The sequence below is a fragment of the Methylacidiphilum infernorum V4 genome (genome assembly GCF_000019665.1).
GTDB lineage: Bacteria > Verrucomicrobiota > Verrucomicrobiia > Methylacidiphilales > Methylacidiphilaceae > Methylacidiphilum > Methylacidiphilum infernorum.
The window spans coordinates 702,820-725,085 of the sequence record NC_010794.1 but is presented as its reverse complement, the minus strand read 5'-3'; the positions used below and the strand labels follow the sequence as shown (position 1 = coordinate 725,085).

At 47.4% G+C, this 22,266-nt stretch carries 21 protein-coding genes and 1 tRNA gene; 19 read left to right on the top strand and 3 right to left on the bottom strand.

What is annotated here, in order from left to right; all coding sequences use genetic code 11:
• Nucleotides 1-9 precede the first annotated feature (9 nt).
• Nucleotides 10-2,718 (bottom strand): sensor histidine kinase, encoded by a 2,709-nt coding sequence (locus MINF_RS03385; protein ID WP_012463095.1) that lies wholly within the window; start codon nucleotides 2,716-2,718, stop codon nucleotides 10-12.
• Nucleotides 2,719-2,896: 178 nt separating this feature from the next.
• Here MINF_RS03385 and MINF_RS03380 point away from each other — a divergent pair, with 178 nt between their 5' ends.
• The 14 genes from MINF_RS03380 to MINF_RS03310 all read left to right on the top strand — a co-directional run bounded on the left by MINF_RS03380 (nucleotide 2,897) and on the right by MINF_RS03310 (nucleotide 17,478).
• Nucleotides 2,897-3,556, top strand: a complete 660-nt coding sequence (locus MINF_RS03380; RefSeq protein WP_012463094.1) for a 50S ribosomal protein L25 — start codon at nucleotides 2,897-2,899, stop codon at nucleotides 3,554-3,556.
• A 33-nt stretch (nucleotides 3,557-3,589) separates the two neighbouring features.
• Nucleotides 3,590-4,150 (top strand): aminoacyl-tRNA hydrolase, encoded by a 561-nt coding sequence (gene pth / locus MINF_RS03375; RefSeq protein ID WP_012463093.1) that lies wholly within the window; start codon nucleotides 3,590-3,592, stop codon nucleotides 4,148-4,150.
• Between the two features lie 53 nt (nucleotides 4,151-4,203).
• Entirely contained in the window at nucleotides 4,204-4,539 is a 336-nt protein-coding gene (rpsF, locus tag MINF_RS03370) for a 30S ribosomal protein S6 (protein ID WP_012463092.1), read from the top strand.
• A 4-nt stretch (nucleotides 4,540-4,543) separates the two neighbouring features.
• On the top strand, nucleotides 4,544-4,981 hold the full coding sequence (locus tag MINF_RS03365) for a single-stranded DNA-binding protein (RefSeq protein ID WP_012463091.1): 438 nt from the start codon (nucleotides 4,544-4,546) through the stop codon (nucleotides 4,979-4,981).
• 59 nt (nucleotides 4,982-5,040) lie between these two features.
• Nucleotides 5,041-5,631 carry a 50S ribosomal protein L9 gene (gene rplI, locus MINF_RS03360; RefSeq protein WP_012463090.1) on the top strand — a complete coding sequence of 197 codons (591 nt, stop codon included), beginning with the start codon at nucleotides 5,041-5,043 and terminating at the stop codon, nucleotides 5,629-5,631.
• A gap of 107 nt (nucleotides 5,632-5,738) precedes the next feature.
• Nucleotides 5,739-8,468, top strand: coding sequence for an outer membrane protein assembly factor BamA (gene bamA / locus MINF_RS03355; RefSeq protein WP_048810106.1), 2,730 nt, complete (start codon nucleotides 5,739-5,741; stop codon nucleotides 8,466-8,468).
• A gap of 508 nt (nucleotides 8,469-8,976) precedes the next feature.
• Nucleotides 8,977-9,576 carry an OmpH family outer membrane protein gene (locus MINF_RS03345; RefSeq protein ID WP_012463086.1) on the top strand — a complete coding sequence of 200 codons (600 nt, stop codon included), beginning with the start codon at nucleotides 8,977-8,979 and terminating at the stop codon, nucleotides 9,574-9,576.
• Between the two features lie 54 nt (nucleotides 9,577-9,630).
• Complete coding sequence (gene lpxD, locus MINF_RS03340; RefSeq protein ID WP_012463085.1) at nucleotides 9,631-10,686, top strand: UDP-3-O-(3-hydroxymyristoyl)glucosamine N-acyltransferase; 1,056 nt, start codon at nucleotides 9,631-9,633, stop codon at nucleotides 10,684-10,686.
• 18 nt (nucleotides 10,687-10,704) lie between these two features.
• Nucleotides 10,705-12,021 carry a homoserine dehydrogenase gene (locus tag MINF_RS03335; RefSeq protein ID WP_012463084.1) on the top strand — a complete coding sequence of 439 codons (1,317 nt, stop codon included), beginning with the start codon at nucleotides 10,705-10,707 and terminating at the stop codon, nucleotides 12,019-12,021.
• Nucleotides 12,005-13,096 (top strand): threonine synthase, encoded by a 1,092-nt coding sequence (thrC, locus tag MINF_RS03330; protein WP_012463083.1) that lies wholly within the window; start codon nucleotides 12,005-12,007, stop codon nucleotides 13,094-13,096. Before MINF_RS03335 ends, thrC begins: the two co-directional genes overlap by 17 nt.
• A 102-nt stretch (nucleotides 13,097-13,198) precedes the next feature.
• Nucleotides 13,199-14,566, top strand: a complete 1,368-nt coding sequence (locus MINF_RS03325) for a 3-isopropylmalate dehydratase large subunit (RefSeq protein ID WP_012463082.1) — start codon at nucleotides 13,199-13,201, stop codon at nucleotides 14,564-14,566.
• A 54-nt stretch (nucleotides 14,567-14,620) separates the two neighbouring features.
• On the top strand, nucleotides 14,621-14,941 hold the full coding sequence (locus tag MINF_RS03320; RefSeq protein ID WP_187146968.1) for an SH3 domain-containing protein: 321 nt from the start codon (nucleotides 14,621-14,623) through the stop codon (nucleotides 14,939-14,941).
• Between the two features lie 73 nt (nucleotides 14,942-15,014).
• A tRNA-Ser gene (locus tag MINF_RS03315) sits at nucleotides 15,015-15,102 on the top strand.
• Between the two features lie 30 nt (nucleotides 15,103-15,132).
• Nucleotides 15,133-17,478: an HAD-IC family P-type ATPase gene (locus tag MINF_RS03310; protein ID WP_012463080.1), complete on the top strand. Its 2,346-nt coding sequence runs from the start codon at nucleotides 15,133-15,135 to the stop codon at nucleotides 17,476-17,478.
• A 93-nt stretch (nucleotides 17,479-17,571) separates the two neighbouring features.
• Here the strand turns inward: MINF_RS03310 and MINF_RS11380 are convergent, their stop codons facing one another.
• Both MINF_RS11380 and MINF_RS03295 read right to left on the bottom strand, forming a co-directional pair.
• Nucleotides 17,572-17,730, bottom strand: a complete 159-nt coding sequence (locus tag MINF_RS11380) for a hypothetical protein (RefSeq protein WP_187146967.1) — start codon at nucleotides 17,728-17,730, stop codon at nucleotides 17,572-17,574.
• Nucleotides 17,731-17,987: 257 nt separating this feature from the next.
• Complete coding sequence (locus MINF_RS03295; RefSeq protein ID WP_012463076.1) at nucleotides 17,988-18,212, bottom strand: hypothetical protein; 225 nt, start codon at nucleotides 18,210-18,212, stop codon at nucleotides 17,988-17,990.
• A 168-nt stretch (nucleotides 18,213-18,380) separates the two neighbouring features.
• Here MINF_RS03295 and MINF_RS11670 point away from each other — a divergent pair, with 168 nt between their 5' ends.
• The 5 genes from MINF_RS11670 to MINF_RS03270 all read left to right on the top strand — a co-directional run bounded on the left by MINF_RS11670 (nucleotide 18,381) and on the right by MINF_RS03270 (nucleotide 22,266).
• On the top strand, nucleotides 18,381-19,976 hold the full coding sequence (locus MINF_RS11670) for a hypothetical protein (RefSeq protein WP_238523538.1): 1,596 nt from the start codon (nucleotides 18,381-18,383) through the stop codon (nucleotides 19,974-19,976).
• Nucleotides 19,977-20,037: 61 nt separating this feature from the next.
• Nucleotides 20,038-20,706 carry a hypothetical protein gene (locus MINF_RS03285; RefSeq protein WP_012463073.1) on the top strand — a complete coding sequence of 223 codons (669 nt, stop codon included), beginning with the start codon at nucleotides 20,038-20,040 and terminating at the stop codon, nucleotides 20,704-20,706.
• A 36-nt stretch (nucleotides 20,707-20,742) separates the two neighbouring features.
• On the top strand, nucleotides 20,743-21,129 hold the full coding sequence (locus MINF_RS03280; RefSeq protein WP_012463072.1) for a hypothetical protein: 387 nt from the start codon (nucleotides 20,743-20,745) through the stop codon (nucleotides 21,127-21,129).
• A 30-nt stretch (nucleotides 21,130-21,159) separates the two neighbouring features.
• Nucleotides 21,160-21,837, top strand: a complete 678-nt coding sequence (locus MINF_RS03275) for a hypothetical protein (RefSeq protein ID WP_012463071.1) — start codon at nucleotides 21,160-21,162, stop codon at nucleotides 21,835-21,837.
• Between the two features lie 36 nt (nucleotides 21,838-21,873).
• The gene (locus MINF_RS03270) at nucleotides 21,874-22,266 is read left to right on the top strand and encodes a hypothetical protein (RefSeq protein ID WP_012463070.1); all 393 of its coding nucleotides are present in this window, start codon (nucleotides 21,874-21,876) and stop codon (nucleotides 22,264-22,266) included.

Sequence of the window (22,266 nt, the reverse complement as noted above, 5' to 3'; positions counted from 1 at the left end):
AGAAGGGCTTCATTTTTTCGCGGATTCTTCCAACGGCATCGGGTGGACTTCTGGAACACTCTCAAGGGGGAGAATGATGGAAAAAACCGCTCCTCCTTCCGGCCTATTTTGAACGAGGACCTTGCCTCCATGAGCATCCACCACCCCTTTGACTATGGAAAGGCCCAAGCCCGTCCCCCCTGGAGGAGCTCCCGTGCCTCGATAAAATTTCTCGAAGATTCGGTTCAAAATCTCGGGATCGATTCCCGGCCCCCGGTCGGCAACCCGAATGACAAGAGAGTTTTTTTTCACCGACGCACTCAATTCCACGGGAGAAGAAGCAGGGGTATGCAAGGCCGCATTAAGCAGCAAATTATTCAATGCTTCCAACATGAGCGAAAAATCGATTCGGATTAGGGGTATATCCCGCTGGATATCCACCTTGACTTCTCTGCCGGCCAATTCTTTTGCCGTTTCTTTAAGAGAAAGATTGAACAGGTCATGGATATCGGTCCATTCCTTTTTCAGTTTGAATCTTCCCGACTCGATTCTCGCCATATCAAGAAGGTTTCTCACAATCCGATTCAACCGCAGCGTAGCCGAGCGGATTTCCTCAATTAATTGAGCCCTATCCGCCGTTTTTATCGATTGATCCTCCTTGCTCAAAGACTCAATAGCGGTTGTAATCACCGCAATGGGTGTTTTCATTTCATGAGAGATAGAATTGAGCAACGTTCGGCTAAGCCTTTCAGATTCCGCGACAACCCGGGCATGTTCGGCCAGTTCGGCTAATCTTTGCCTGTCGATGACAAGGGCAATCTGATTGGCAAAGGCTTGAATCAAACTTTTCTGATCAAAAGAAAGGGATTGTATACCGGGGATGTTGATCCCCAGGACCCCTACTGAACCCTTATGGGTAGAAAGGGGAACATAATAAGCCTTGGAAAGAGGAAGGTTTTCTGTAAACCTTCCCGCCGCTTTGCCATGCTCAAAGGCCCAAGCGGCTACTCCGGCTTCTTTTTCTGTAACCTTTAGCGTGCTGGCCCAATGGGGAAGGCCAGAAAGCTTATTGTCGTAGGGATTGACAAGGAAGACCGCCACCTCGGCTTGAAAAAAGTGGGAGAGTTGCTCGATGACTTTAATGACGATTTCATCGAGTCCGGCAGCTTGAGACAGCTCCTGGCTTAGCATATAAAGGGCTGAAATCCTCGCCTCTCTTCTTCTTTCGGCTTTTTCTTGGGCTCTCAATCTTGCAATAAATTGACCCAAAACCAGGGCCACGACAAAATAGCTAAATACCACGAAACTGTTTTCTATCCCCTGGATTCCGAGGGAGAACTTGGGGGAAAGAAAAAGGAAATCCCAGATTATGGCACTCAGCAAGGCCGCTACAATGACAGGACCTCTGCCCACAAAAAGGGCAATGATCACGATGCCAAGAAGATAAATCATTCCGATGGACCGGCTCCCTATCCATCGGTTAGCCCATAAGCAAAAAAGAGTAATGACGAAAATAACCAAGCAGGTGAGCCCATATTGGGACAAACCGGATTCGGGAATAAGAAGAAATTTCCGCTTTTTTCTTTTTTCCTCTTTTTCATCTTCCCCCACGATGTGGATGTCTATCTGTCCACTTTCCCTCACCAATCGGTGCAGCAAGGACCGGCTTTTAAACCATTCCAACAATCCTCTTCCCCGGGGTTTCCCAAAGACTATTTGCGTGATATTCCACTGCCTGGCGATCCGCAGAATGCCTCGAACGATATCCTCGTCTGCCGTTGTAATAATTTCGGCTCCAAGATGCTTAGCCAATTCCATGTTTTTTGAAAGCCTTTGTTGGTCTTCCTCGGACAACACTCGGCTCGTTTCCACATAGACCGCATACCAAGGGCACTTTAGACTTTCTGCATTTCTCCTTGTCCACCTGATCAAAGTCTCCGATGAAGGACTTGCGCTTATAGCCACTAATAAGCGGTGTGAAATCTTCCAAGGTCCTTGTATATGCATTATTTGCATATACTCCTGGACGTCTTTGCCGGCTTTTTCTGCGGCGAGTCGCAAGACGATTTCCCGCAGCGCCCTCAAATTACCTTCCCTAAAAAAATTCAGGGCCGCCGCCCTAGCTTGATCAGGAATATACACCTTACCCTCGGCAAGCCTCTTGAGAAGGTCTTCCGGGGAAAGATCAACAAGTTCTATTTCAGCGATATCCACGATGCTGTCCGGAACCTTTTCGTAAATCGGGGCCCCGGTGATATAACTCACCGTATCCGTCCGGCTTTCAATGTGCTGAACATTAAGGGTGGTAAACACGTCGATACCCGCATCGAGGATTTCGAGAACATCTTGATAACGTTTCAGATGCCTCATCCCGGGAGCATTGGTATGGGCTAACTCATCGACGATGACAAGCTGGGGTTTGCGTTCCAGAATCGCATCCAGGTCCATCTCTTCCAATACCATGTCTCTATAATGGACAATTTTCCTTGGAATGATGGGAATACCTCGAGTCAACTGCTCGGTTTCTTTGCGCCCATGCGTCTCCACGTATCCAATGACCACGTCTTTGCCATTGGTAAGCTCAACCTGGGCTGCTTGGAGCATGGCATAGGTTTTGCCCACTCCGGGACACATACCGAGGAAAATTTTTAAGCTCCCGCGGTTTTTTTCCCCCTCCTCTTTTTGTACTACTTCAAGCAAAGCGTCAGGATTAGGCCGGTTATCTATTTGCTCTTGCATTATACAAAATAGAAGCTATGAATAGGGACAAAGCCAAATGAAATAAAATGAACAGGCTTTTTTTTGAAAATTTTATTACTTATTGTAGAATAATTCGACAATTATCTTGTACGCTTTTATCAAGAACGTTTTAACCTGTAAATAAGAACACAGCAGCACTGGAAAAGGGGCAAAGACTATGGCACAACCTATTACACTGAGGGCAAGCATTAGGAAAGCAGTTGGGAAATCCGCAGTCAAAAAACTTCGGTCCAAGGATAATATCCCGGCTATCCTTTACGGCAAAAAAACGCTTCTTCCTTTGGAAATTTCGGCAACCGAATTCAAAAATCTCTTTCATGGGAAACGAGTAGAAAAAGTCCTTTTAAACTTGGAAATCGCAGCCGACCAAGAAAAGAAGTCAACCTTGGCTTTTCTTCAAGAAATCCAACTGCATCCGATCACCGACAAGCTTCTCCATTTGGACCTGCATGAGCTGTCTGCCGATGAGAAAGTCCACGCGGAAATAGACCTGGTTTTCCTCGGTGAGCCTCAAAGCTTAAAGTCGGGCACAGCCAACTTGGATATATCTTTGCGTAGGCTCAAAATAAGCTGTTTTCCTAAAGATCTTCCCGACTCTATCCAAGTAGAAATCGGTCATTTAAAAACAGGAGAATCTATTCATGTAGGGGATATTCCCTTGCCCCCGGGAGTGGAGTCTATGAATCCCAAAAACCAAGTCGTTCTTTCGCTTGTCGCGGCCAAGGGAGGAGAAGAAGTGGAAACCGCTCCAATTGAAACAGCTGAACCGGAAATCATCAAGGAAAAGAAACCAAAAGCTGAAGAGTCTTCACAATAAAGGGATAAACGTTTTCTCTAAAGCTAAAGGATAGTGGGCGTGTTTCATATCGTGGTGGGTCTGGGAAACCCGGGACAGGAATACGAAAAGACGAGGCATAATATCGGCTGGAGGGTTGTTGAAGAGCTGGTAAAAAGACAAAACCTTTCTTTTAAAATAGACAAAAAAGCAAAATCAAAGGTTGCTTTTAAAGAAAAGCTGGTTTTTGTCCTGCCCCTGACTTATATGAATTTAAGCGGTCAAGCTCTTTCTTACTTGTTACAAAAAGAAAAATGCAGCTCCAAAGACATCCTCGTTATCCTTGATGACATCTCTCTTCCCTTGGGAAAATTGAGGTTTAGACCGAAAGGCTCTTCGGGCGGACACAAGGGATTGGAGTCCATAATCGAGGAGTTGCATACGGAGGACATTCCAAGGTTGCGCTTGGGTATCGGTCCATTACCTGAAGGGGAACAGTTGGCGGACTATGTCCTAAAACCCTTTCTCGAAGAAGAAAAAGATAAAGTTGAAGAGATGATCCTTAAGGCTATCCAATTTTTTGAGTGCTTGCAAAAAGAAGGAATTGAAATTGCATTGAACAAATTGAGTGCATAAAAGTATTAATTAATAATTAACTTGTCGAAGATTTTTCGCAAGGGAACTACGCCATGAATAGAACTTATGACGCTCTTTACATTCTCGATATTCAAGCTAAAGAAGATTCCCTCAAAGAGATGATTGAACAGATCGAAAAAACGATAACCCAACTTGGCGGTAAGGTCATCAGCCTCCAAAAAATGGATAAAAGAAAATTTGAAAGAGTGGCTACAAAAATCGATTCGGGCTATTACCTCAACATGGGAATTGAATTATCTCCTTATGCCCTTAAGGAACTTGAGGCCAAGCTTAAGAACAATCCTTCGGTTTTCAGACAATTTTATGTTAAAAGAAAACAGAGCCTGCAGCCTACTCCAAAGGACCAGCTGCAAAATATCGTGACTTAATTTTATGGCTGATCTCAACAAGGTTTTCCTCATTGGTAACTTAACACGGGATCCTGAATGCCGTTATACCCCAAAAGGGACACCCGTGGGCGATATTTCCCTGGCTATAAACAGTTCGTTCCGATCCCAGGATGGTCAAATCAAAGATGAAGTTTGTTTTGTCGATGTGGTCATTTGGGGAAGGCAGGCCGAAACGTGCAAGGAATATCTCCAAAAGGGTTCTCTCATATTCGTTGAGGGAAGACTGCAAATGGAGCAGTGGGAAACAAAAGAAGGAGAAAAAAGAACCCGCATGAAAGTGAGAGCGGACAGGATTCAATTCCTTGGGAAGGCCAAGGGATCAGCTCCAAGTGCGGCAATGGAAACCCAACCTTCCAAGTCCCCTACTTCCTTTTCTTCTCATGAAGAGCAACAAGAAGGCGAAGAAGAAGTTCCATTTTAAGTCTTGACATCCCATGAAGGGAAAAGAAATAAAAGTCTCCCATCGGAAGAGGATTAATTATGGATATAGAAGTTATTCTTCATAAAAAACTCGATAAACTTGGTTTTGAAGGTGACCTGGTAAAAGTCAAAGCGGGATTTGCAAGAAATTACTTGATTCCCAGTGGCCTGGCCACTATTGCCACATCAGCAACAAAGGCTCAAGTTGAGCGACTGAAAAAGATACGTGCCGAAAGAGAAGAGAAAGAAAAAGAGCAAGCTTTAGAACTGGCTTCCAAAATCGGTTCTCTTCGACTCACCTTCAACTTGTTAGGTGAAAAAGAAACCAACAAAGTCTTCGGAGCGGTCACCACGCAGGATATCGCCCAGAGGCTTCTTCAGGAAGGCATAGAGATAGACCGGAAAAAAATTTCCCTCGATAGGCCACTCAAGGAGTCCGGTCTTCACGTGGTTCCCATCCATGTTCATCCAGAAGTTCTCGCCCAGCTCCAAGTGGAGTTGATTTTCCCTAAGAAAGAAAAAGAATCGACCACGGGAGCTGACCAGGAAAAAGCCAAGAAAGGCGACAAAAAAAAGAAAGATAAGAAAGAAAAAAAGGAGAAACAGGCAAAGAAAACAAAGGCAAAGAAAGCTGAAGATTCTTCAAAATAAGTCTAAAGAAGCCCTGCGGTTAAGGGATTTCGATAAAAAGTACAACTCAGGAAGACTTTTTGCTATGGTTTTCGCTTTTGTGGGGATAGCAGGGAAAGGAAAGCTCTGTGAAACCCAATGTTTTTCTCTTTTTATCTAGAAATAGAATAGAGAAATATATTGGTCTAAGGCTTTCGAGGGTTTGCTTCATCATTTTCAGCTTCCCTTTTTTTATCCTTCTATTAGAAAATGCTTTTTGCCAATCCCCATCGCCTTCAGGAGGGCTCAATCTTCCTCCTTTGCCTTCCTCCATCGATACACAACCCCAAAAAACGGACAACCCATCCACGGATAATACAGCCCCTTCGAGTTCAGCACGAAGTTCTTCGAACCTTGCCCAGGAAAGTGGAGAACAACTTACTCCCTCTGCTCCCCGTCTTGCTCCTCCCCAACCTCCCGAAGCTCCCCCGGCTGAAGAAGAAAAACCTCCAGAACAAGAAATCCAAGCCCCTCCCCAAGCCATCCCGGTCAAAAAAAAGCCTAAAAAGGTAGTCGGTCCTCCAAGCGGAGCCGAAAGCCAGAAGAAAGGGCCGCCCGTCAAGGAAATCGAAATCGTCTATGTGGGACCGAAGTCGGTCAACCGTTCGATGATTCTTTCCAACATGCATACTACGGTTGGTCAACCTTATTCGGCAACGACCGTAGAAGAGGATGTCAGGAATCTTTATGCCACCGGGCTTTTTACCAACCTGAGAATATCGACCGAACAGCTCGCCGAAGGGATAAAGGTTATAGTTATTGTCCAGCCTAAACCTTTGGTCAAAGAGGTTACCATTCAAGGAGCAAAGCAGATCCCTGTAGAAAGGATTAGAAAACAAGTCAAAACGAAGATTGGAGATCCCCTAAGCGAATTTCAAGTTTCGGCGGATGCGGAAAAGATCCGGGAATACTACCAGAATCATGGGTTCGGGAATGCCCAAGTCACTTACAAGATCGACGTTAACGAAGAATTCGGAAGAGCCATCGTCAGCTTTTCCATTTCTGAGGGAGAAAAGCAGTTCATCGTTATGGTGAATTTCGTGGGGAACAAGGCCTTTACCAACGCCGAACTGCAAAAACAACTCAAAACGAAAAAGAAGAATATTCTTTCCTTTGTTAACAAGTCGGGAATCTTCAAAGAAGATCAGCTCCAGGAAGATTTAAGAAAACTCAAGGAATTTTACCAAGATCATGGTTACATCGACATGCAGATCAAGGATGTTAAAATTTCCACCCCACAAAAAGAGCAAATGGTCGTTACCATCACCATTTTTGAAGGGATCCAATATAAAGTGGGGACCATCCAATTCCAGGGAAACCTCATTCATACCAATAGCGATCTGCTTGACTCGATCAAAATGAAAGAAGGCAGTGTGTTTTCTCCAAAGGGTCTGGATGACGACATCAAGGCGATCAGGGATCTTTACGGCAAACAAGGTTATATAGATGCCGAAATTAAACCCGAAAGACTGGCCAACATTGAAAATGGCCGCATTGACCTGCTCTTTAAAATATCCGAAGGCAGCCAGGCTTATATCGATAAAATTATAATCCAAGGCAACAACCAGACCAAGGATAAGGTTATTCGCCGGGAACTGGCGGTAACGCCCGGGGATGTATATGACAGCGTGCGGGTAGAAGCGAGCAAGAAGAGGCTGGAAAATCTCGGCTACTTTGAAAAGGTTGAGATCAATCCTCAAGACACCAACATTCCGAACAGGAAAAACATGGTCATTTCCGTCCAGGAAAAAAGAACGGGAAATGTGACTTTTGGATTAGGCTACAGCACGATAGAAAGCCTTCTTGGTTTTGTCGAGCTCAACCAGGGGAACTTTGATATCGCCAATCCCCCTTCGTTTACGGGCGCCGGCCAGAAGTTTAGGTTTCGGTTGCAGCTAGGAATTTTCATGGAAAGCGCCATGTTATCCTTCACCGAGCCTTGGTTTATGGACCAACCTCTGATGGTCGGCTTTGACCTCTTTTTCAATCAGTTGACCTACCTGCAGTTTTACAATGGTTTTAACGAAACCCAGTATGGACTGGATCTGCGACTGGCCAAGAGACTCAACCAGTGGTTCACCCTTTCGACCCGGTACGATTTTAATGTTTACGATCTTTGGGGCTATCTGCCGGAAATTGAGAATATCCCCGTTTTTGCCCAGAATAGAGGATCGCGTACCCAAAGCGATATTACCATGGATCTCATTTATGACAGCCGGGATAGCGTCTTTGTTACGAGGCATGGAACCTATTTAGATTTCAACATCCTCGGTGCGGGAGGTCCTCTACTTGGGCAAACCGATATCTACAGACTCCAGATAGATGTATCCCATTTTGAAAACTTTCCCTTGTGGGATATAATCATGTGGAATCACCTGACGGCCGGGTTTGTCCAGCAATATGGCAAAAGTAGCTTCGTTCCCCTTTTTGACAGCTACTTTGTCGGCGGTCCACGTTCGTTGAGAGGTTTTGATTATAACCTTGTAGGTCCCAACTATCTTCCCCTTGATTTTCCGGTTGGCGGTCAAACCATGGCGGTCTGGAATCTCGAATTTACCTTTCCGGTTGTAGACAGGGTAAGATTTGCTGTTTTTAATGACATGGGGTTTAATGCCGGCTCTCTCATCGGTCCCAATGAATATGTTCCTACCCCCATAGTAGCAGGCCAAGGGATTAACATCGATGCCGATTATGGCTTTGGCTTAAGGTTGTTTTTACCCATCGGGCCCTTAAGGCTCGACTACGGTATTCCCTACCTAAGGCAGAGTTGGCTCAATAAAACGGGGAGGTTTTACTTCGACGTCGGGTATTCTTTCTAAGCGGACTGGCCGGTACTCCAGGACTTTCTGCCCTTCACAAAAAAACAGGCTTTAGCGATAAAAAGCAGGGGAAATAAAGCATAGCTCCTCGAGATGAATGCGAGTAGGATTAAGGAAAATCCGTAAGGGGGGGTATCCTCTTGGGCCGTGTCATTACCACCCTATTGAAAAAAGAACCAAGGGGCCATCCTGCCGGCAGTTCTACAGGCCAAGATAAGGGCGAAAAGCTTACCTCCCTTTTTCTATCCTTAAGCCGGTTTTTAGGAAAGGCTGCGCTCCACAAAAAAGCACTTTTTCCTTTTGTTCCTAGCTTCGAAGCTATAAAAGTTTCAGGTTGGATAAAGAAGGAATTTCTTGTGTTATCACTGAAATTCATTATACTTTTCTTTGCTTTGCAAAAGAGGGAGAAAAGAGATCCAATTAAGGATGGGAAAGGATCTAAACTCGAAGCTAATCAATCAAGATTGAACTTAAAACATTTCTATTTTTAATAAAGAATGAAATACCTATGAAACCATTTATCTTTGTCTTTAGCATTATTAGTGCCTTATCGATCGGTTCGCTCCATGCCCAACAGGTATTAAAAATAGCCGTTGTCGACCTTCAAAAAGCATTCAACGATTTTTATAAAACAAAGGAGGCGGACTCCGAAATGAAATCCAAAGTCGCCGCTTTTGAAAAGGAACGCCAAGAGATGGCCAACGACTTGAACAAAATCGGTGAAGAGGCAAAAAAGATGCACGATGCCGCCCAAGACAAGACCCTTTCGGAAGCTGCAAGAGCCGAAAAACAAAAGGCTTTTGAGGCCAAGGCGCAAGATTTTCAAGCGATGCAGAGGAAATTCCAAGAATTTCAATACATTCGGACGAAGGAACTGGAAGATCGTTCACAGAGAATACGCCAGAGCATCATCGATGACATAACAAAAACGATTTTAGAAATCAGCAGCCGCGAAAAGTTTACCCTTGTCTTCGATAAGTCCGGGAAAAGCTTGAGCGGAACAAACGTTCTTCTCTATTCGCAGGATGTCAAAGACATCACCGATGAAGTCATTAGAACAATAAACGCAACGAAGCCGCAGACCAAGGCCGCATCTACCTCTCCATAAGGAAGCTTATCGGGATAGTCCCTAACTTTTACACGACTGGAGAAGGAACAAAAAGTGATCTCTTATTCGGTAAAACAGCTCGCCTCACTTGTTGGAGGCATTGTCGAAGGAGAACCTGAGATCGAAATCACCGGCATCTCCGATATTCTGGATGCCAAAAAAGGACAAATCACTTTCCTGAGTAATCCTCGCTATGAGGCGGCTGTCGAAAAAACCCAGGCCTCGGCCATCGTGGTGTCAAAAAGCTACAAAAGTTCCTCCCCTATTACCCTAATTCGTGTCGATTCTCCTTCCCTAGCGTTTTCTCAAATCATTTCACTGTTTAGTCCTCAACCTTTTTCCTATGAACCCGGCATTCATCCCACGGCGCTCATAGGCCGGGAAGTCGAAATAGGGAAAGAGGTCAGCATCCAGCCCTATGCCGTGATCGAAGACAAGGTGAAGATCGGGGATGGATGTGTCATAGGCGCATACGTTTTCATTGGGAGGGAAAGTATCATCGGAGAGAAATCTTTTTTTTATCCCCACGTGACCATAAGAGAAAGGAGTCGGATTGGTAAACGGGTGATTCTCCATCCGGGAGCTGTTATCGGATCTGACGGGTTTGGTTATGAACAGACAAACGGCCGCCATGAAAAAATCCCCCAGGTAGGGATAGTCCAGATTGATGACGATGTCGAAATTGGGGCTAACACTACCGTGGATCGAGGAAGATTCGGCAAAACATGGATTCAAGAAGGCTGCAAAATCGATAATCTTGTCCAGATTGCCCATAATGTTATCATCGGGAAAAATTCCATCATTGCCGCCCAAACGGGGATTTCCGGCAGCACCTCTTTAGGAGAACATGTAACCCTAGCCGGACAGGTAGGCATTGCCGGCCACATTCATATCGGTGATGGGGCCACCATCACGGCCCAATCCGGGGTGACAAAAGACGTTCCCCCGCGGGCCGTCCTTTCGGGCCGCCATGCCCGCCCCATCAACCTTACCCATAAGTTGGAGGTTCTTTATAACAAGCTTCCCGAGTTGTGGGAAAGGCTCAAGAAATTAGAAAAAAAATACGACGGAGACAGTCCTCGACCCGAGGCGGATCCCTATAACTCATAAGAGTAATTTTCCTGGTTCATGAATTCTTTCAAGGTGGGATTAATCGGTCTTGGCAATGTAGGGTCCCGGGTGTGGCATAACCTGCTCACCCACAAGGAATTACTGACAAAAAAGTCGGGAAAAACCATCGAAATTAAAAAAATCGCCGTGCGTTCACCCCAGAAAGCCTTGAAAGTAGGCGTTCCCCAGGAAAGGCTCACCACGGATTGGAGAGAAATTGTGAACGATCCAGGTCTAGACGCCGTCGTCGAACTGATCGGGGGTATCGATGTCCCTTATGAAATTATTACCCAGGCCTTGCAAAAAGGCAAAGATGTGGTCACAGCCAATAAAGCTCTTTTAGCTTTCCATGGTCATGAGATAGCCAGCCTGGCTTCCAAGCACAAAAGAAGAATCCTCTTTGAAGCCAGCGTTGCCGGTGGCATTCCCCTTCTGCAAGCTATACAAGATGGCCTTGTAGCCAACCGCTTTCTTATGATTTCAGGAATCGTCAACGGCACTTGCAATTACATTCTCACGGAAATGACCAACGGTCGGATGAGCTATGCCGATGCACTCAAAAAGGCAAAAGAGATGGGATATGCAGAAGCGGATGAAAAACTGGATGTAAGCGGAGAAGACAGCGCCCACAAAGCAGCGATTCTCTGTGCCTTATCCTACAGGTTCTGGCCAAAAGTAGGCGAAATTTACACCGAGGGGATCGAATCGGTTGATCCTTTTGATATCCAATATGCCGGTGAGCTGGGCTACGTTTTTAAGTTGTTGGCCATTATAAAAAAGCACCAGTGCTCCAAAGAGGTTGAAATTCGAGTCCATCCGACCTTGCTGAAAAAAGACCACATCTTGAGTTCAGTCTCAGGGTCATTCAACGCGGTCATTATCAAGGGAGATATTGTGGGAGACCAGCTCTTCTATGGAAGGGGAGCTGGAGGAGATCCCACGGCCAGTGCCGTGCTCAGCGATCTGGTAGAACTTGCCCGCTATCCCTATGTTGAATGTGCTCCCCGGCTCTTTTTTGCCGATACGGAGAGCGAATACAAGGTCATGCCCATTTCCGAGATTGTTTCTCGATATTATTTAAGGCTGAACGTCGTGGACAAGCCCGGTGTTTTGGCTTCGATTGCCGAAATTTTGGGTAAAAAAAATATCGGTATTTCTTCAGTAGTCCAACCCGAAGTTTCGAGTTTTGCCCAGGGGGTCCCTCTGGTTATAATGGTCCATGACGCGAAAGAAAAATTTTTTCAAGAAGCCTGCTTGGAAATTTCTAGGCTTCCCTTTCTTAAATGTGAACCTATCGTTTACAGGGTAGAGGATTTTCATGTTCAAGGAGAATAACTTAAAGTCCTGGCAAGGCATAATCAATCGTTATCGCGACCGTCTTCCCTTAAGCGGTACTACGGCCGACATCACCCTTCTTGAAGGGAATACCCCTTTAATCCCTTCTCTAAAACTATCCCGGCTTGCGGGAAAAGACCTCAAAGTCTATTTCAAGTATGAAGGCCTCAATCCTACCGCTTCCTTTAAAGATCGGGGAATGGTCGTGGCCATGACCAAGGCCTTGGAACAAAAAAAACAGATGGTGATTTGCGCCAGTACCGGCAATACCGCAGCTTCTGCAGCAGCCTACGCCGCAAGGGCCGATTTAAAATGCTTTGTTTTTCTTCCTCGGGGAAAAATCGCTTTAGGCAAGCTTTCCCAAGCCATGGTCCATGGCGCGGAAATCGTGGAAGTGGAAGGAAGCTTTGATGACACGATGCGCCTTGTTATAAAGTTGGCGACACTAAAACCTGAAATTGAACTCGTCAATTCGGTTAACCCAAGCCGGATCGAAGGACAAAAGACGGCCGCCTTTGAAATCTGTGACGTGCTTGGAGATGCACCCGACTATCATATTTTACCCGTGGGCAATGCGGGAAACATCACCGCTTACTGGAAGGGCTACAAAGAATATTACGAAAGCAAGTTGTCCAAGAAACTTCCCCAAATGCTAGGGTTCCAGGCCGAGGGAGCTGCTCCTCTTGTAGAAGGAAGGATCATTGAAAACCCAACGACGATCGCTTCGGCCATAAGAATCGGTAACCCGGCCAGTTGGAAAGGAGCATTGGCAGCGGCAAGAGAATCATCCGGCAATATTGATGCCGTGAGCGATGCTGAAATCTGTGAAGCCTACCGTTTTTTGGCCGATAAGGAGGGTATTTTTGTCGAACCCGCCTCGGCGGTATCCGTTGCCGGATTTTTAAAAGCTTGCAAAGAAAACCGGATAAGGCCAAGTTCCACCATCGTTATGACCCTTACCGGGCATGGATTAAAAGATCCTTCTTTTACCGAATCTTTTTCTTCTTCCCTCCCACGCCACCAAATTCCTCCCTTGATAGAAAAAGCCCTGCAAATCGTGGAAGGCAGGACTTGAGTAGTTAGCGTCGCCCACTTTTGGAGCATTGATCTTTAAAAAAGCATAAAAAAAATTGTTCCTTTTGTTGAACGGTACACCTAAAATGGAGAAATTGTAGTCATGACTTTAACAGAAAAGATACTTGCTAAAGCCAGTAAGAGATCTCGAGTTTCCCCTGGAGACAATATCTGGGTTGATGCGGATATTCTCCTTACCCATGATGTATGCGGACCGGGAACCATTGGGGTTTTCTACAGGGAATTCGGGAAAAAGGCCCGGGTATGGGATCCTTACAAAATCGTGATGATGCCCGATCACTACATTTTTACCGCCGACTCCTTATCCAACCGCAATGTTGATGTTCTCAGGGCTTTTGCCGAGGAACAGGGAATCGTTTATTTCTACGACGTCATCGACGATCCCAGGGGAACATGGAAGTTTGATCCGGCTAAAGGGTATTTCAGACGCCAATACGGAACGAAATATGCCGGAGTTTGCCATACAGCCCTTCCCGAAAAAGGGCACGTGCGTCCCGGAGAAGTCCTTTTTGGCACCGATAGTCACACCTGTACGGCTGGAGCTTTCAATGAGTTTGCAACCGGTATCGGTAACACCGACGCGGGATTTGTAATGGGGACGGGCAAGCTGCTGATCAAGGTGCCCCCAACCCTGCAGTTTTACCTCGATGGGGAACTTCAAAAGGGGGTCATGGCCAAGGACTTGATCCTTCATATCATTGGGGAAATCGGTTTCGATGGAGCTACCTACATGGCGATGCAGTTTGAAGGACCCGGTGTCTCTACCCTGGAAATTGAAGATCGCATGACGGTAGCCAACATGGCTATAGAAGCGGGAGCCAAAAATGGCATTTTCCCCGCTGATCAAAAAACCATCGATTTTGTAAGACAAAAGGTATTGAAAAACGGTACCAAAAAAGAGTTCGAAGTGGTCGATCCCGACAAGGATCAACATTTCTTCGCCTCTTACTTTATCGATCTTTCCCTGGTAGAACCCACCGTTGCCGCCCCTCATAATCCCGGCAACAGGATGAAAGCTAAAGAACTGGGTTCGGTTAAAATCGACCGTGCCTATCTTGGGTCCTGTACAGGGGGTAAACTGTCCGATTTCATCGCTTTTGCCTCCATCCTTAAAAATCGAACGGTCAGCGTAGAAACTTTTGCCGTTCCTTCTACCCCGGAAGTCGTCGACCAGCTCCATAAAATCGAGATTGAGGGCAAAAGTATTTGGGACACGTTGAGGGAGGCGGGAGTTCAAATCACCGAAAATCCTTCTTGTGCAGCATGTCTTGGAGGCCCCATGGATACCTTCGGAAGGGTCAACAAGCCCCTTGTATGTATCTCTTCGACAAACCGCAATTTCCCGGGAAGGATGGGAGACAAATCTTCACAGGTTTACTTGGCCTCCCCCCTAACCGTGGCTTCTTCGGCCATAACGGGCAAAATTACCGATCCCCGAGAATTTTTGTAACCCTTTATAGTGGAGTAACTGGCGGTGCTTGGCGGGAAGAAAAAGACTCATTCGATGAAAAAATCGAACCTCCTTTGGGTTTTTTTCGTTTCTTTATGTTTTTCTTTTCTCTCCTGCTCTTCAACGATTGGCGGCTACGAGTATAATCTCATCACCAAGGATAGAACACCATTCTATACTCAAGGTCCGGGAGAAGAAGTTCCCGACAGTTATCTTGAAAAAGGAACCCGGTTAAAACTTCTCGGAACTACAGGAGAAGGATTCGTTCGTGTCGAAACGACTCGAGGCAAAAAGGGATTTGTTCCTTCTTCGTACCTAGAAAAGCAGGATGCTTACTACGGCACTCCATCGAGTACCTTGGGGCCTAGCTGGTAAAGAAGGCAAGGGCAAGAAAATAAAATTTTCTGTTTTTTCCACCTCCAGTTATAATATAACAATTAAGTCCCGAGGACAGATGCCGGAGTGGTTGATCGGGCACGCCTGGAGAGCGTGTAGTCGGCGAAACCGACTCGAGGGTTCGAATCCCTCTCTGTCCGAACCCTTTTTCCACGTCGAGGAAGGTCTTCGTGCCTGATACTGACATCAACCTCCAATTGGGGTTATCTTGGGCAGAAGCAAAAAAAAGGCTCTCTCAAGAAGGGTTTAATGCCCTCCCTGAAAAAAAGCGCCATCCCCTTTTACTTTTCCTCTCCAAGTTTTGGGCCCCCATCCCCTGGATGCTCGAGATCACCATTATCTTGGAAATCCTGCTTCAGCGAATACACGATGGCATAGCCATTGCCGGTTTCCTCATCGGCTCTTCAATCATCTCTTTTGTACAGGAATCTCGAGCGCAGCGGGCGCTCCACTCTCTCATCAGCCGACTTTCTCCCCGCTGCCGGGTACTAAGAGAAGGAACGTGGACGACTATTTCCGCCAAGGAAATCGTCAGGGGAGACCTGGTCTTGCTGCGCAGTGGGGACATCGTTCCTGCCGATCTTCGGGTTATCGACGGGGAAATAGAAGTCAACGAATCGATGATTACCGGGGAATCCTTTCCCCGTACCGTCCACGAAGGGGAAATTCTTCTTGGAGGAGGGCTTATTGAAAGCGGACAAGCTCATGGGATAGTCATCGCTACAGGGGCCCAGACCCACCTAGGGAAAACGGCTCGCTTGATTGAAAAGGCTCACCCTCCCAGTCAAGCTGAAAAAGTCGTCTTTGACATTGTAAAATCCCTGTTCTGGATAGATAGCTTGCTCATCGCTTGCATATCCCTTTATAGCGTGATTGCAGTCCTTCCCTTTTCCCTTTTGCTTCCTTATGCCCTGGTCATCCTCATCGCCTCCGTCCCGGCAACTCTACCCTCAATCTTTACCCTGGCCACGGCGATAGGATCCAAGGAATTGGCTGCCAAGGGAGTGTTGACCTCAAAACTTTCCGCCCTGGAAGATGCATCGGTCATGGACGTTCTCCTAGTGGATAAAACAGGCACCTTAACTCGCAACGAGCTGGAAATCAATAATCTCATCCCCTCCTCCCCCTACACCCCAAAAGAGCTCTTGATCTGGGCAGCCCTATGTTCTGATCCCCTCGCTGAAAACCCAATCGATAAGGCTATCTTGAAAAAGTTGGCCGAAAACAACCTTTCGACCCAAGCCCTTCTCCTCAACTTCAAACGTTACACCCCGGCCGATCCCAAAACGAAAATGTCCAAAGCTCTCTACCTTGATAAAGAGGGAAAATCGGTAACGGTGGTCAAAGGTGCTCTTTCTACCGTCTTAAAAAATATACCCGCCTATTCCACCGAAATATTTAATCGAGCCAAGGAACTAGAGGCAGATGGATCCCGCGTCCTTGCCGTCGCCTATGGTTACTCCCAGCCCAACAACCTTGTGGGACTCATTAGCTTTACCGATCCTCTAAGGGAGGAATCCCCGGTGTTGGTTCGGAAAATCAAGAGCCTAGGGATCAAGGTCGTCATGGTCACGGGAGACCAGGAACTCACCGCAAAATCCATCGGGAAAAAAGTGGGGATCGGTGAAAATTCAATTACCCTTCCCAACGCCTCGACGGAACAACTCCAGGAAATAGAAAAGTACGACATTATTGCGGGGGTTTTCCCTGAAGACAAGTACATGATCGTCCAGGCTTTTCAAAAGAAAAACCATGTAACGGGCATGACCGGAGATGGAGTCAATGATGCTCCCGCTCTCCGTCAAGCCCAAGTGGGAATTGCCGTATCCAATGCGGTTGACGTGGCCAAGGCGGCCGCCAGTTTTGTGCTTACCAACCCAGGCCTCATGGATATCATCCCCGCCATTATGCTCAGCCGCGTCATCTTCGAAAGGATCCTGACCTACATTCTTAACAAGATAGTCAAGACCATTGAAGTCGCTTTTTTCATGACACTAGGACTGGTTGCGGGAAAAACCTTCGTGCTCAATCCTTTCCTGGGAGTCATCCTCGTTCTGTATAACGATGTGCTGACTTTATCCCTCGTCACCGACCGGGTCAAGCCTTCGTCCAAGATTAAAAAATGGCCCATTCGATCCATAGTGATCGGGGGAGGTGCCATCGGTTTAATGCTCCTTGCCTTTTCTTTTAGCCTTTTTTTAATTGCCAAACAGGTTCTGGGGTTTGACACCAACCATCTTCAGTCATTGAGCTTCTTGGTGCTCGCCTTGGAAGGACAAGCCACCCTATATCTGGTAAGGGAACGCCGCCATTTTTGGAACTCATGGCCGAGCTCTTGTATGGTCCTGACTTCCGCCTTCGTCCTTTTAAGCCTAGCGATCCAAGCCAGCTTGGGCATAGGCATGGAAAAAATAGGACTGGGTCCATTTCTTGTTCTCCTCGGCATCATCGTTTTTTACATGGCGATTGTTGATTTTTTAAAAGTTCGGCTTTTTCGTAAACTTCAACTTTCCTGATTTTCCAGCTCATCTTGGATCCTTGGGAATTCCATGGCGTGGAAAAATCCTTTAAAAAAAGCGGCTGCCGTGTTTCCAAGCAGAGAGGTTTTTTCAGCTAACCACCGCAACAAGCAAAAGCCGATTGATCTCCACAACGGCTGCAAAGAAAAAGGGTCTTGCGATCTTTTGTTTGTTGGGATCGAACCGATCCCTGGCATAACCCGGGACAATCCTGGGATTGGTCAGGATTAAACCACAGAAGATGCTCACGGCTCTCTTTTTTGACTTTTGTCATCCAAACCCCTTTACATTTTCCACATATGAACGCAAACGTTTTTCCCGGTGGAATGTTCTTGGCTTCTTCAATACCGCTGAGAATGGTCAATCTCTGCCCTTTAGGGGTCTGAACTACCGCTCCGCGTCCAAGAAAATAAAAACCCAGTCATACAAAAAGAATAAAAGAGATTTTTTTCATAAAACGGGATTGAATAAGCAATAACTGTGCCAGGATATCGGCAACAGGGGGCCTAGAGATAATCTTCAAAAGAGATTGAAGTCGGCGCCCGTTTGCCCAAAATTTCAGCTTGTTCTATAACCCTTTCCCTCGAGGAATCAAAGCGGTAGCCGTTACAGTTTGGACAAAAGACGACCTTTTTAGACACGATCGATCCGCAGCTTTCGCAGACTTGATAATCACCGGGAGAAGCAATTATCTTTGCCGCTCTCTGTGCTCTTTCTTCTAAGGGATCCACAGCTATAATAATTACTCCTTCTTAGTTGAGTTACAAATAAAAAATCCAGGCAGAGGAATGCGTTCGTTGGCGCATTCTTTTCTTTTCACGATCAAAGAAAAAAGAAGCCTTTTGGGTAAAGGCATCCCCAAAAAAATTGCCTATTTAAATAAACATAGGAATTCATTCATGGCTAAAAAGGCTCTCTTCTTATTGTTCTTCTTTTTATTTTTTATTCCCCTAGCCTATGGCCAACAGCAACCCTACCAACCTAACGGGGCTCTTTCCGGGGTAGATCCAAGCCTAGGACCCCTTATCCAAAAAGTTTTTCAGTTTGGCCAACAGGCAAGGCAGGAAGGCCAAGCGATCGCTGTAACGATCGCTCCTTTTCTGTTTTTCATGGCTGCGGCCATGGGAGGGTTCCGCGTTGCTTTCGGAAGACCGATCATCGATGAGCTGATCGATTACACCATTCATGCGGTGATTATCTGGATCGTCGTCTACGCGCAGTTCCCCCAACACCTGATCGATTACGGCAGGCAGGCCTTGATCCAAGGGGGCTTACAGTGGGGCCGTGAGATAGCCAATTTGGCGTTCGATCCCCCAATGGGCAGTACCCCGACCCAATGGTGGATCTGTTGGATCCACGTTCCCCCTTCGAGTGGAGTGGGGGTGGTCGCTTCTCCCGGGGCGGTCTGCCCGGGCAACATAGCCGACTTTAAATTTGGCCCGATATTTGTAAGCCGGATGTTTGGCCTGGCCAACAACCTGGCGATCTTCAACCCCGTGGTCTACAAGTACCTCAATCAAGCTTTCCAAGGGCTTCTTTCCTGGATGAACGTCGTCAAAGCCGATCCCTCCGCACCGGCTACCCAGGCCATCACCGCGATGCAGATATGGGCCGTCCCCCTCATGACTTCCATCGGCTGGGTGTTCGCCCTCGTGCTTGCGGCTGCCCTGCTTTGCATAGGAGCAATTTTTACCATCATCTTCAGCCAAATCGTTCTCTTGGGTGGAAGCGAAGCGGCTTACCAAGCCTTAACGGGTTTCGGCATCGCCCTTGTCCCCCTGACCTTTTTTGCTTCCTTCCGTGGGCTCTGGAGACCGATGCTCATGGGTCTTGTCGCCGTTTCCATCGTCCCCACCCTTTACTGTATCCTGGCCGGCCTGGGCTACATGATGGCGGATATCATTTTCAATACCCTCTTTGGCATAAGTGCCAGTGGGGATATGGGATTTGTGGCGGGGGCCACTACCCTGGGAGCGATGATCCCGATGATCATCGAGGCGACCATAGGTTGGCCCATCAACGGGCTCAGTCTTTCCAATCTTTTTGGAGGCAGCATCGGGAACTTTTCAAGCCTCCTACAGGTTTTTCTCCAAAGCATTTTTACCAATAACGGGGCTTTAGGAGGTATACCGATCCAACAATGCTTAGAACAAGCAAATGCTGCCGGCGGTCAGCCCCCCTTCCTCTGTGCGGTGGTCTACACGATCCTTGGGCTTTTGCAAGCCTCGGGAGCCTGGGTGCTTTATTCCCTGGGCATTAACATCGTTGCCGCTTTCATTTACGCAGGCTCCATGTTTCCGCTCGTAGCCGTAAGGATCGCCTACGGTTGGTCCTCGGCTTTTGCGGACATGGCCGGAGCCCTCCTCGAAGGCTTTAGCGGGCATTTCGGAAGGGTCCACAGCGCAGGAATCGAGGGACTGCGTGGAGTGGGAGAAAACATCCAGGGCCGAGTCGGCAGCGTGATCAGGGCACTAGCGGGGAAGGATTGGACCTGATAAATAATCAAGGAAGATCGGAGATTGTTATTAAATTTGTTTTTGAGATCAATTTGAAGCAATGCTTTTATGTTTCCTTCACTTCTTTTCTTTTTTCTTTCTCTACCATGTCATCGAATCGACTCATACTTATGCCAAGTTGTTCCTAACCAGGTCAAAAACTTATCCCTATGCCCTTGAAGCTCACGTTGGGTTCGATCAAAGAGTTGATTGTTTTTATGCTGGGAACTCCAATGCCTACATCCCCGAAGACCCCCGGTATCCCGCCCTCTGGGCTAGGGCCTGGATCAACGGTCGTCCCCTTACCATGCATAAGTATTCCGTAGCACAAGCAAGGATGACAGGAACACCTTCACGCCATTCCCGCTACGTGTGGCTTTCCAACGATTTCCAGGAAACTGGAGAGCTTCACAAGCAGGCGGAGTTTGTCGTTCTTCCCGCCGAGGGAGCTCAAAAGATCGATGAGTATGTTTGCATCCTTAATTGGGACCATCTCGATAGACCAATAAAGGAAGTGACCTTTACCATGGACCTTGGGGGAATCACCATGGCGATCCCGGGCATAGGCCGGCAATCCAACCCCTACTACGTCCAGTGGCTTTACGGGACGTTCTTCAGGCTCGAGCCCCCGGGTTACCAACGGGTGGGATCAACCTTGAGCTGGCGCTGGACCAACGTCCCCCGGATCGACCAGAAAATCCGCGTCCAGTGGTATGCCTGGTATAGGTAACCATGGAAAGGACTATTGTATAAATAAGAGAAGATTATGCCTTATCCATTAAAAAAATTGACAATTAAATTGAAACTATCCCCAATTTCCGGCGGTCAGCCCCCTTTCCTTTGTGCGGTGGTCTACACGATCCTTGGGCTTTTGCAAGCCTCGGGAGCCTGGGTGCTTTATTCCCTGGGCATTAACATCGTGGCCGCTTTCATTTACGCAGGGTCCATGTTTCCGCTCGTGGCCGTAAGAATAGCCTACGGTTGGTCCTCGGCTTTTGCGGACATGGCCGGAGCCCTCCTCGAAGGCTTCAGCGGGCATTTCGGAAGGGTCCATTCTGCCGGAATCGAGGGACTGCGTGGTGTGGGAGAAAACATCCAGGGACGGGTCGGCGGCGTGATCAGGGCACTAGCGGGGAAGGATATAATACCTTAGAACCAAGGATAAAAAGTTTTATTTGGAGCCATGCTTTTTGGGCTACTTCCTCTCTTTTCTTTTTTCTTTCTCTATTATTTCATCGAATCGACCCATACTTACGCCAAGCTGTTCTTAACACGGGCAAAGACATATCCCTACGGACTACAAGCTCATGTTGGGTTTGATCAAAGGGTCGATTATTTTTACGATGGGGTAAGGATAAGCCATGCCTACATCCCCGAAGACCCCCGGTATCCCGCCCTTTGGGCAAAGGCCTGGATCAACGGCCGTTCTCTCGCCATGCATAAGTATTCCGCCGCCCAAGCAAGAATGATGGTGTCAGGTACTTCACGCCATTCCCGCTACGTGTGGCTTTCTAATGGCTACCAAGAAAACGGAGAGCTTCACAAGCAGGCGGAGTTTGTCGTTCTTCCCGCCGAGGGAGCTCAAAAGATTGATGAGTATATCTGTATTTTAAACTGGGATGACTTGGACAGGCCCATAAAGGAAGTGACCTTTTCCATGGATCTTGGGGGAATCACCATGGCGATCCCGGGCATAGGCCGGCAATCCAACCCCTATTACGTCCAGTGGCTTTACGGGACGTTCTTCAGGCTTGAACCCCCGGGTTACCAAAGGGTGGGGTCAACCGTGAGCTGGCGCTGGACCAACGTCCCCCGGATCGACCAGAAAATCCGAGTCCAGTGGTATGCCTGGTATAGGTAACCATGGAAAGGACTATTGTATGAATAATAGAAGATTATGCCTTATCCATTAAAAAAATTGACAATTAAATTGAAACTATCCCCAATTTCCGGCGGTCAGCCCCCTTTCCTCTGTGCGGTGGTTTACACGATCCTTGGGCTTTTGCAAGCCTCGGGAGCCTGGGTGCTTTATTCCCTGGGCATTAACATCGTGGCCGCTTTCATTTACGCAGGGTCCATGTTTCCGCTCGTGGCCGTAAGGATCGCCTACGGTTGGTCCTCGGCTTTTGCGGACATGGCCGGAGCCCTCCTCGAAGGCTTTAGCGGGCATTTCGGAAGGGTCCACAGCGCAGGAATCGAGGGACTGCGTGGTGTGGGAGAAAACATCCAGGGCCGGGTCGGCGGCGTGATCAGGGCACTAGCGGGGAAGGGTGGACAAGGACCCCCATAA